Source organism: Kitasatospora sp. NPDC005856 (assembly GCF_040629945.1).
GTDB lineage: Bacteria > Actinomycetota > Actinomycetes > Streptomycetales > Streptomycetaceae > Kitasatospora.
On sequence record NZ_JBEXWT010000077.1, the window covers coordinates 32856 to 42920 of the forward strand.

General features: G+C 73.7%; 7 protein-coding genes. 5 read left to right on the forward strand and 2 right to left on the reverse strand.

The window, feature by feature from the left end; translation table 11 throughout:
* The first annotated feature begins 133 nt into the window (after positions 1–133).
* Genes ABZ449_RS32510 through narI form a run of 4 tightly spaced genes read left to right on the forward strand, consistent with a single transcriptional unit; the run spans position 134 to position 6841 of the window.
* Entirely contained in the window at positions 134–3814 is a 3681-nt protein-coding gene (locus ABZ449_RS32510) for a nitrate reductase subunit alpha (RefSeq protein ID WP_360353333.1), read from the forward strand.
* Positions 3814–5406 (forward strand): nitrate reductase subunit beta, encoded by a 1593-nt coding sequence (narH, locus tag ABZ449_RS32515; RefSeq protein WP_360353335.1) that lies wholly within the window; start codon positions 3814–3816, stop codon positions 5404–5406. The genes ABZ449_RS32510 and narH overlap by 1 nt, the downstream gene beginning before the upstream one ends.
* Positions 5403–6116, forward strand: a complete 714-nt coding sequence (gene narJ, locus ABZ449_RS32520; protein WP_360353337.1) for a nitrate reductase molybdenum cofactor assembly chaperone — start codon at positions 5403–5405, stop codon at positions 6114–6116. The genes narH and narJ overlap by 4 nt, the downstream gene beginning before the upstream one ends.
* Positions 6116–6841: a respiratory nitrate reductase subunit gamma gene (gene narI / locus ABZ449_RS32525; protein ID WP_360353338.1), complete on the forward strand. Its 726-nt coding sequence runs from the start codon at positions 6116–6118 to the stop codon at positions 6839–6841. The genes narJ and narI overlap by 1 nt, the downstream gene beginning before the upstream one ends.
* Before the next feature lie 303 nt (positions 6842–7144).
* On the opposite strand, the gene ABZ449_RS32530 is transcribed toward narI, so the two are convergent.
* Together ABZ449_RS32530 and ABZ449_RS32535 are read right to left on the reverse strand one after the other, a co-directional pair.
* Positions 7145–8089, reverse strand: a complete 945-nt coding sequence (locus ABZ449_RS32530; protein WP_360353340.1) for a DUF5996 family protein — start codon at positions 8087–8089, stop codon at positions 7145–7147.
* A gap of 92 nt (positions 8090–8181) precedes the next feature.
* Positions 8182–9141 carry a LysR family transcriptional regulator gene (locus tag ABZ449_RS32535; RefSeq protein ID WP_360353342.1) on the reverse strand — a complete coding sequence of 320 codons (960 nt, stop codon included), beginning with the start codon at positions 9139–9141 and terminating at the stop codon, positions 8182–8184.
* Positions 9142–9267: 126 nt separating this feature from the next.
* Here ABZ449_RS32535 and ABZ449_RS32540 point away from each other — a divergent pair, with 126 nt between their 5' ends.
* Positions 9268–9993 carry an SDR family oxidoreductase gene (locus ABZ449_RS32540; RefSeq protein WP_360353344.1) on the forward strand — a complete coding sequence of 242 codons (726 nt, stop codon included), beginning with the start codon at positions 9268–9270 and terminating at the stop codon, positions 9991–9993.
* Positions 9994–10065 lie beyond the last annotated feature (72 nt).

A 10065-nucleotide genomic window follows, 5' to 3' on the forward strand; every position in this document is an offset into this window, starting at 1 on the left:
GAGCGGAACGCCGGGAGGGGGACCGGGGCCGCCACGCCAGAACCTTCTGCACGCTTTTGTCCGCCTCGTCCGCATAGCTTGGTCACCGATCGATCCGTGGGCAGCAGTGGTCAGAAGTGGTCAGGAGTCCGTCATGGCTGAGTCGACGTCGGAACCGGGAGAGCTCCTGCTGCGGGCCGGGCGGTACTTCCGCCCGGGGACGGCCGCCGCCGACCTGCACCGGGTGGAGGTCGAGGGCGGCCGGGAGGGCGACGCCTTCTACCGCGACCGGTGGAGCCACGACAAGGTCGTGCACTCCACCCACGGGGTGAACTGCACCGGGTCGTGCCGCTGGAAGGTGTACGTCAAGGACGGCATCATCACCTGGGAGACCCAGGCGACGGACTACCCGTCGGTGGGCCCGGACCGCCCGGAGTACGAGCCGCGCGGCTGCCCGCGCGGGGCGGCGTTCTCCTGGTACACCTACTCGCCGTCCCGGGTGCGCCACCCCTACGTCCGCGGGGTGCTGCTGGAGCTGTACCGCGAGGCGAAGGCCCGGCTCGGGGACCCGGTGCTGGCCTGGGCGGACCTCCAGGCCGATCCCGAGCGCCGCCGCCGCTACCAGCGGGCGCGCGGCAAGGGCGGCCTGGTGCGGGCCGGCTGGGACGAGGCGGTGGAGATCGTCGCCGCCGCCCAGGTGCACACCATCAAGGCGTACGGGCCGGACCGGATCGCCGGGTTCTCCCCGATCCCGGCGATGTCGATGGTCTCCCACGCGGCGGGGGCCCGCTACCACGCGCTGATCGGTGCGCCGATGCTGTCCTTCTACGACTGGTACGCGGACCTTCCGGTGGCCTCCCCGCAGGTGTTCGGCGACCAGACCGACGTGCCCGAGTCCGGCGACTGGTGGGACGCGGCGTACCTGGTGATGTGGGGCTCGAACGTGCCGGTCACCCGCACCCCGGACGCGCACTGGATGACCGAGGCCCGCTACCGCGGCCAGAAGGTCGTGGTGGTGGCGCCCGACTACGCCGACAACGCCAAGTTCGCCGACGAGTGGCTGCACCCCCACCCGGGCACCGACGCCGCGCTGGCCATCGGCATGGGGCACGTGGTGCTCAAGGAGTTCTTCGTCGACCGCGAGGTGCCCTTCTTCGCCGACTACGTCCGGCGGTTCACCGACCTTCCGTTCCTGGTCACACTGGCCGAACGGGACGGCGGGTACGTGCCCCACAAGTTCCTCCGGGCGGCCGACCTCGGCGACGACGGCGAGGGCGCGGCCTGGAAGACCGTGCTGCTGGACGAGGCCACCGGCGAGCCCGCCGTCCCGGGCGGATCGCTCGGTTTCCGCTGGACGGAGTCCGGCGAGGGCCGCTGGAACCTCGACCTGGACGGGCTGCGGCCCGCCCTGTCGCTGCACGGGCGCGGGGGCGAGCCGGTCCCGGTGCTGCTGCCGCGCTTCGACACCGAGGGCGGCGAGCACGGCCAGGGGCGCGGCGAGGTGCTCCGCCGGGGCGTGCCGGCCCGCCGGCTGGGCGGCGCGGACGGGCCGCTGGTGACCACGGTCCTCGACCTGCTGCTCGCCCAGTACGGGGTGGCCCGCCCGGGCCTGCCCGGCGACTGGCCGACCGGTTACGAGGACGCCGAGGCGCCCGGCACCCCCGCCTGGCAGCAGCGGCACACCTCGGTGCCGGCCTCGGCCTGCGCCCGGATCGCCCGCGAGTTCGCCACCACCGCGGAGAAGTCGCGGGGCCGGTGCGTGATCCTGATGGGCGCGGGCACCAACCACTGGTTCCATTCCGAGACGATCTACCGTTCCTTCCTGGCGCTGCTCCAGCTGACCGGCTGCCAGGGCCGCAACGGCGGCGGCTGGGCGCACTACGTCGGGCAGGAGAAGTGCCGCCCGTCCACCGGCTGGGCGACGCTGGCCGGAGCCGCCGACTGGGCCCGCCCCGCCCGGCAGGCCATCGGCACCGGGTGGTTCTTCCTCCACACCGACCAGTGGCGCTACGACCACTTCCGAGCCGAGGTGCTCGCCTCACCGCTGGGCTCCGGGGCGTTCCGGGGGATGACCGCCGCCGACTGCCTGGCCCAGGCCACCCGCACCGGCTGGATGCCCTCCTACCCGACCTTCGACCGTAACCCGCTGGACCTCGGCGACGCAGAGGACCCGGTGGCCTCCGCCGTGGCGGAACTCCGCGCCGGAACGCTGAGCTTCGCCGGCGAGGACCCGGACGCCCCCGCGAACTGGCCGCGGGTGCTGACCCTGTGGCGCTCCAACCTGTTCGGCTCCTCCGCCAAGGGCGCCGAGTACTTCTCCCGGCACCTGCTCGGCACCCACTCCGGCCTGCGCGCCGCCGAGGCCCCCGCGTCGGTGCGGCCGCGCGACGTGCGCTGGCACGAGCGGGCCCCGGAGGGCAAGCTCGACCTGCTGCTGTCGCTGGACTTCCGGATGACCTCCTCCACCCTGCTGTCGGACGTCACCCTCCCCGCCGCCACCTGGTACGAGAAGCACGACCTGTCCAGCACGGACATGCACCCGTTCGTCCACGCCTTCGCCCCCGCGATCGACCCGCCCTGGCAGGCCCGGACCGACTTCGACGCCTTCCACGCCATCGCGCAGCGGTTCAGCGAACTCGCCGTCACCCACCTGGGCACCCGCCGCGACCTGGTCGCCACCGCGCTCCAGCACGACACCCCCGGCGAGACCGCCCAGCCCGGCGGCACCGCCCCGGACTGGCGCGCCGGCGACTGCGAGCCCGTCCCCGGGCGGACCCTGCCCCAACTCTCCGTCGTCGAGCGCGACTACACCGCGGTCGCCGCGAAGATGGCCGCGCTCGGCCCGCTCGCCGAACGGCTCGGCCTGCCCGCCAAGGGCATCGCGCTGCACCCGGACACCGAGATCGCGGCGCTGGCCGCGGCCAACGGCACCGCCCGCGGCGGCGCGGCGGACGGCCGCCCGCTGCTGGACACCGCCGTGAAGGCCGCCGACGCGATCCTCGCGCTGTCCGGCACCACCAACGGCCGCCTCGCCGTCCAGGGCTTCCACACCCTGGAGCGGCGCACCGGGCAACCGATGGCGCGGCTCGCGGCCGGGCACGAGGGCAGGCGGGTCACCTACGCGGACACCCGGGCCGCCCCCGTCCCGGTGATCACCTCGCCGGAGTGGTCGGGCAGCGAGGCGGGCGGGCGGCGCTACACCGCGTTCACGCTCAACACCGAGCACCTCAAGCCCTGGCACACCCTGACCGGACGCCAGCACTTCTTCCTCGACCACGACTGGATCCACGAACTGGGCGAGGCCCTGCCGGTCTACCGTCCGCCGCTGGACATGCACCGGCTGTTCGGCGAACCCCGGCTCGGCCCGGACGGGCAGCGCGAGGTGACGGTCCGCTACCTGACCCCGCACAACAAGTGGTCCATCCACTCCGAGTACCAGGACAACTGGTTCATGCTCGCGCTCTCCCGCGGCGGCCAGCTGATCTGGATGAGCGACCGCGATGCGGCCGCCATCGGCGTCGCCGACAACGACTGGGTGGAGGCGGTCAACCGCAACGGCGTCGTCGTCGCCCGCGCCGTGGTCTCGCACCGGATGCCGCCCGGCACCGTCTACCTGCACCACGCCCAGGACCGCACCATCAACGTGCCCCGGACGGAGCGGGAGGGCCGGCGCGGCGGCATCCACAACTCGCTCACCCGGATCCTCCTCAAGCCCAGCCACCTGATCGGCGGCTACGCCCAGCTGTCCTGGGGCTTCAACTACCTCGGGCCGACCGGTAACCAGCGCGACGAGGTCACCGTGATCCGTCGCCGCTCCCAGGAGGTGCAGTACTGATGCGCGTGATGGCACAGGTCGCGATGGTGATGAACCTCGACAAGTGCATCGGCTGCCACACCTGTTCGGTCACCTGCAAGCAGACCTGGACCACCCGGGCCGGTGTCGAGTACGTCTGGTTCAACAACGTCGAGACCAGGCCCGGCCAGGGCTACCCGCGCCGCTGGCAGGACCAGGAGCGGTGGCGGGGCGGTTGGCGGCTCAACCGCCGGGGCCGGCTCACCCTCACCTCCGGCGGCCGGGTCGAACGGCTGGCCAGGATCTTCGCCAACCCGGTGCTGCCCACGATCAAGGACTACTACGAGCCCTGGACGTACGACTACAACAGGCTCACCGACGCCCCGCTCGGCGACGACTACCCGGTGGCCACCCCGCGCTCCATGCTCTCCGCCAAGCCGATGAAGATCGAGTGGAGCTCCAACTGGGACGACAACCTCGGCGGCCTGCCCGAGCACGCCGACGCCGACCCGATGGTCGCCCAGGTGCGCCGACAGGCCGAGGAGAAGGTCCGGTTCGCCTTCGAGGAGAGCTTCATGTTCTACCTCCCCCGGATCTGCGAGCACTGCCTCAACCCCTCCTGCGTCGCCTCCTGCCCCTCCGGGGCGATGTACAAGCGCGCCGAGGACGGCATCGTCCTGGTCGACCAGGACCAGTGCCGGGGCTGGCGGCAGTGCGTCACCGCCTGTCCGTACAAGAAGGTCTACTTCAACCACCGCACCGGCAAGGCCGAGAAGTGCACCTTCTGCTACCCGCGGATCGAGGTCGGGCTGCCCACCGTCTGCTCCGAGACCTGCGTGGGCCGGCTGCGCCACCTCGGGGTACTGCTGTACGACGCCGACAAGGTCACTGCGGCCGCCTCCGTGCCGGACGAACAGGACCTCTACGAAGCCCAGTTGGGTGTCTTCCTGGACCCGGCCGACCCTGCGGTGCGAGCCGCCGCCGAACGCGACGGCATCGCCCACGACTGGATCGAGGCCGCCCGGCGCTCCCCGGTGCACGCCCTGATCGCCCGCCACCGGGTGGCGCTGCCGCTGCACCCGGAGTTCCGCACCCTGCCGATGGTCTGGTACGTCCCGCCGCTCTCCCCCGTCGTCGAGGCGCTCACCGGGACGGGCTTCGACGGCGAGGACGCCGGCAACCTCTTCGGCGCCATCGACGCGCTGCGCATCCCCGTCGAGTACCTGGCCGGGCTGTTCACCGCCGGCGACCCCCGGCCCGTGCGCACGGCCCTCGGGCGGCTCGCCGCGATGCGCACCCACCTGCGCGCCCGCAACCTCGGCGAGGAACCCGACCCGGCCGTGCCCGCCGCCGTCGGGCTCACCGCACCGGACGTCGAGGAGCTGTACCGGCTGCTGGCCGTCGCCAAGTACGAGGAGCGGTACGTCGTCCCCACCGCCGCCCTGGCCGAGGCCCGCGCGCTGGAGGAGTCGGCCGTCCCCGCCGAGTGCGCCGTCGAGCACCAGGACGCACCCGGCGGCAGCGGCCCGTTCGGGGAGAACTCCGGGCGCCGGGCCCTGCCGATGGTCTCCCTGGAAACCTTCCACGCGCTGCGCCGCCGCCAGCGCGCCGACCGCGAGGAGGACACCCGATGACCCGCCGAGGACTCCGGATCACCGGCCGGGGACGTTCGACCGGCCGCGGCGCCCACCGTCGCGCCGTGGTCCGCCAGGCCGCCGCGCTCTGCCTGGTCCACCCGGACGCCGAGCTGTACGAACGCCTGCCGCTGCTGCGCGAGGCCCTCGCCCTCCCCGGGGTCTTCGCCGGATCCCTCCCCGGGGCCGACGGGCTGCTGCGCTTCCTCGACCACGCCGAGCGGGTCGGCCGGGCCGCCCTGGCCGAGCACTACGTCGAGGTCTTCGACTTCACCGACCGCCACAGCCTCCACCTCACCTGGTGGACCGACGGCGACACCCGGCGGCGCGGCACCGCGCTGCTCCGGTTCCGCGACGCCTACCGGCGCCACGGCCTGGACCAACTCGACGGCGAACTGCCGGACTTCCTCCCGGTCGTCCTGGAGTTCGCCGCCGCCACCCGCACCGACGACCTGCTGCGCGACCACCGGCCCGGGCTGGAACTGCTGCGCCTGGCCCTGCTGGAGGCCGGCACCCCCTACGCCGGCCCGCTCGAAGCCGTCTGCGCCACCCTGCCGGGCCCGAGCCCCGCCGACCGCGCCCAGGCCCTCGCGCTCGCCCGCTCCGGCCAGCCCCGCGAGGAGGTCGGCGCCGGTGCCGGCCTCCCGCCCCACGGGGGCCTTCCGTACGGACACCTGCACCGGCTCCCCGTGATCACCGGAGACCGCTGATGGACACGTTCCTGTGGGGCGTGCTGCCCTACCTCGCCTTCGCCTCCCTCGTCCTCGGACTGCTCTGGCGGCACCGCTACGACCGGTTCGGCTGGACCACCCGCTCCAGCGAGGTGTACGAGTCCAGGCTGCTCAACTGGGCCTCGCCCGCCTTCCACTACGGCATCCTGTTCGTCCTCGCCGGACACCTGCTCGGCCTGTTCGTCCCGGCGGGCTGGACGGACGCCCTCGGCATCGACGAGCACGCCTACCACCTGCTCTCGCTGATCGGCGGGACCACCGCCGGCGCCCTGGCGGTGGCCGGCCTCGCAACCCTGCTCTACCGCCGCCGCACCAACACGCCGGTCTTCCGCGGGACCACCCGCAACGACAAGGCGATGTACCTGCTGCTCTTCGGCGAGATCTGCCTCGGCCTGTACAGCAAGCTCACCGACTCCGGCTGGAGCCAGGGCTACGACTACCGCTCCACCATCGCCCCCTGGGCCCGCAGCCTGTTCGCCCTGCGACCCGACACGGGCCTGTGGGCCGACGTCCCCACCACCTACCGGGCCCACGCCGTGCTCGGCATGATGGTGATCGCCGCGGTGCCCTACACCCGGCTGGTGCACATGTTCAGCGCGCCGTGGTTCTACCTCTTCCGCCCGTACCTGGTCTACCGCAGTCGCCCGGCCGGGCAGCGGGCCGAGCGTGCGCCGCGCCGGGGCTGGGAGGGCATGGACACCTGAGCCGGCGGCCGGCCGGCAAGTAGCGCTGTTCGACCTTCTCGATGAAACAGCCGGGTGGGCACCTCGGTCCCGGAGGCCACCTCGGCCTGAGGGAACGCCTCCCCGGGACACCTTCTGATCGTTCCTCACCGTCGCATCGGCCGCCGACCGGCCCGCCGGGAACCGGCGGGCCGCGCACCCCGGGGGGAAGGCCGGGCGCGCCGCAGCGGGCGGCGCGCCCGGGGCCACCGTGCCGCGGCGACGAAGAACGGACCGCCTCCAGAGACCGGGAGGCGGTGCGCGGGGTGTCGCGGAGGACGGGCGTCAGCCTCCGCCCCGGGCCGCCACCGGGTCCGTGATGCCGCCGGGGGAGGCCTCGCCGCCGATGTTCCAGCCGGCCAGGCGGGCAGCAGGCTGGTAGACGGACTCGTAGAAGTCGAGGACGGTGCCCCACGGGTCCTTGCCGCCGCGGACCTCCTCGTAGTCCAGGACGGCCAGGTGGCTGCCGTTCCGCTCGATCCAGCGGGCGGCGTCGGGGCGCAGCGGGCAGTCGGCCAGGCCGGCGGGCTCGGGCGCCGCGTAGGAGTAGAAGGCCGGCCGGGGGAAGGAGTCGTCACCGAACCAGAAACCGGAGCTGACGACCTCGCGCGAGTAGGCCTCGCGGGTCACCGGGTCGACGGTCCGCGGCTGTTCGATCTCACGGTCGGAGAAGCGGGTGACGGCGATGTCGAAGGTGTGCCAGAAGTGGTGCACCGGGCTGACCTTCCCGCAGAAGCCGGCGGCGAACTCCTCCAGGACCAGGTTGACCTGGCTGAGCACCTGCCAGTAGCGGTTGACCCAGAACGGGTCGTAGGCGGCGTGCTCGGTGTCCTCGGTGAACGGCCGGCCGGTGTCGGGCAGGTCGAACGGGGTCGGGTGCGGGAGGGACATCGGCACGCCGACCGCGGCGAGGGAGTCGAGGGTCCGGCGGTAGAACGACGCCACGGACTGCCCGGTGAGCGGGAAGGAGACCCTGCGGCCGTCCGACGAGCAGACCACCAGCCGGTGGTCGACGAAGTCGAAGTCGATGCAGAAGGTCCCACCGCCGTCGGCCAGGGCCATCGGGCGGGTGGTGATGCCGCGCCCGGTGAGGTGGTACGGGACGTTCCACCAGTGGTTGCGCCGCACGCTGCTCGCCAGGCGGATCTTGCCGACGACCTGGGCGAACCGGTGGACCGTCTCCTTGGAGTCCTGCCACTGCGACAGCGGGATCGTGGGGAACAGCTCCATGGTCGCCACGCTAGGCCGGTGGGGGCGCTCCCGCATCCGCGCCGCGTCGCGCACGTCGGCGGTGCCGCGCGCCGAGCGGCACGGGCCGGGCGTCACGGGCCTTCCGGACCCCGGCCGCGCGTCCCGCCGCCGGGCTCGGAGCCGGTCGAGCGGCCGGAGACGACGGGGTTCACCCGGGCCTGTCGGGACAGCAGATCGGCGAAGGCCACGGTGAGCGGGTCGGGGCGGGTACGGGTGTAGGCGGTGAGGGTGCGCAGGATCGGGGGGTCCGGGCGCAGCAGGGCGCCCTCGAAGTGGGCGGGGACGATGTTGGCGGGCACCAGGGCCGGGCCCAGGCCGGCCGCCGCGAGCAGCGGCGCGGCCGAGGTCTGTTCGGCACGGATCGCCGCCCGGGGATGGAAGCCCACCCGGGCGCAGACCTGGTCGAGCAGGTCGGCGAGGCCGTTGTCGGGCGCGTAGTGGACCCAGTCCCGGTCCGCGAGTTCGGTGAGGTCGACCGTGCCGGAGGGGCGCTCGGCCAGCGGGTCCTCGGCGGCCAGGACGACGGTGAACTCCTCGACGCCGAGTTCCCGGATCGGCCCCTCCCAGCCGGTGGGCACCGGGCCGATGGCGAGGTCGGCGCGGCCGGCGGCCATGGCCTCCTGGAGCCGGTCGGTGTGGGCGTACTCGCGCAGCCGGATCCGCACACCGGGGTGGCGGCGGTGCCAGTCCCGCAGCACCGGCGGCAGGATGCCGAGGCTGACCGAGTAGACGACCGCGACCTCCAGTTCGCCCTCCTCCAGGCCGGCCGTACGGCGGGCCGCCGCGTGCAGGCGTTCGGCCTCGGCCAGTGCGGCCCGGGCGTGCGGCAGGACCGCCCGGCCCATCGGGGTGAGCCGTACGGAGCGCGGCAGGCGCTCCAGCAGCGGGCCGCCGAGGGCGCCCTCCAGGGCGCGGATCTGGTGGGAGAGCGCGGGCTGGGTGACGTGCAGCTGCTCCGCCGCGCGGGTGAACGAGCCGGTGTCGACCACGGTGGCCAGGTATTCGAGCTGCCTGAGCGTCGGTGTTGCCATGAACGGAGTTTATCGCTGGGGTAGAAAACAAGCCTTGGACTCATCATTGCTGGTCGGAGAGGGTCTTGGTGTGGCCGCCGCGGGAAGCAGCGGGCGGCCGGTTCCCATGATCCGAAGGAGTTCCCCATGTCCGACACCACCTCCCTCCAGGGGCAGCGGCTCGTCGTGGTCGGTGCGGGTTCGCGCACCGGGCAGGCCCTCGCCAAGGCCGCCTCGGCGGCCGGCGCCTCCCTGGTGCTGGCCGGCCCCGATCCGCGCAAGCTGGAGTGGACGGCCGGCGAGCTGACCGGGCCCTCCGAGGTGATCGCCCTGGACATCGCCGACGAGCGGTCGATCGCCGGATTCGCCGCCCGGGTCGGCCGCTTCGACCACCTGGTCTCCACCGCCGCGATGCCGGCCAACGGCCCGCTGCGGGAGCTCGAGGCGGCCGATGTGCAGCGGGCGTTCGCGGCGAAGGTGATCGGCCCGCTGCTGCTGGCCAAGCACCTGGCCGGGCAGGTCTCCGAGCGCGGTTCGTTCACCTTCTTCTCCGGTGTGGCCGCGTGGCGCCCGGCGCCCGCGCGCACCGTCATGGCCACCACCAACGGCGCGCTGGCCTTCCTGGTGCAGGCGCTGGCGGTGGAGATCGCGCCGGTCCGGGTCAACGCCGTCTCCCCCGGCATCGTCGACACCGGCTCCTGGGACGGCCTGGGCGCCGACAAGGAGGCGTTCCTGCGCGGGGTCGCCGAGCGCAACCCGGCCCGGCGCGTCGGCACCCCGGAGGACCTGGTCAAGGCCGTCTTCTACGCCATCGACAACCCGTACGTCACCGGCACGGTGCTGCACGTCGACGGCGGCGGTCGGCTCGCCTGACCCCCGGTCCGGGGGGGGGCGCCCGGCGCGGGGCCCGCGGGCCCCCACCACCGGCGCGCACCGAACGAGAGA

Excerpts from the sequence above, each read along its gene's own strand:
- narI (WP_360353338.1), top strand. The coding sequence starts at position 6,116 with ATGGACACGTTCCTGTGGGGCGTGCTGCCCTACCTCGCCTTCGCCTCC.
- ABZ449_RS32510 (WP_360353333.1), top strand. The coding sequence starts at position 134 with ATGGCTGAGTCGACGTCGGAACCGGGAGAGCTCCTGCTGCGGGCCGGG.
- narJ (WP_360353337.1), top strand. The coding sequence starts at position 5,403 with ATGACCCGCCGAGGACTCCGGATCACCGGCCGGGGACGTTCGACCGGC.
- narH (WP_360353335.1), top strand. The coding sequence starts at position 3,814 with ATGCGCGTGATGGCACAGGTCGCGATGGTGATGAACCTCGACAAGTGC.
- ABZ449_RS32530 (WP_360353340.1), bottom strand. The coding sequence starts at position 8,089 with ATGGAGCTGTTCCCCACGATCCCGCTGTCGCAGTGGCAGGACTCCAAG.
- ABZ449_RS32535 (WP_360353342.1), bottom strand. The coding sequence starts at position 9,141 with ATGGCAACACCGACGCTCAGGCAGCTCGAATACCTGGCCACCGTGGTC.
- ABZ449_RS32540 (WP_360353344.1), top strand. The coding sequence starts at position 9,268 with ATGTCCGACACCACCTCCCTCCAGGGGCAGCGGCTCGTCGTGGTCGGT.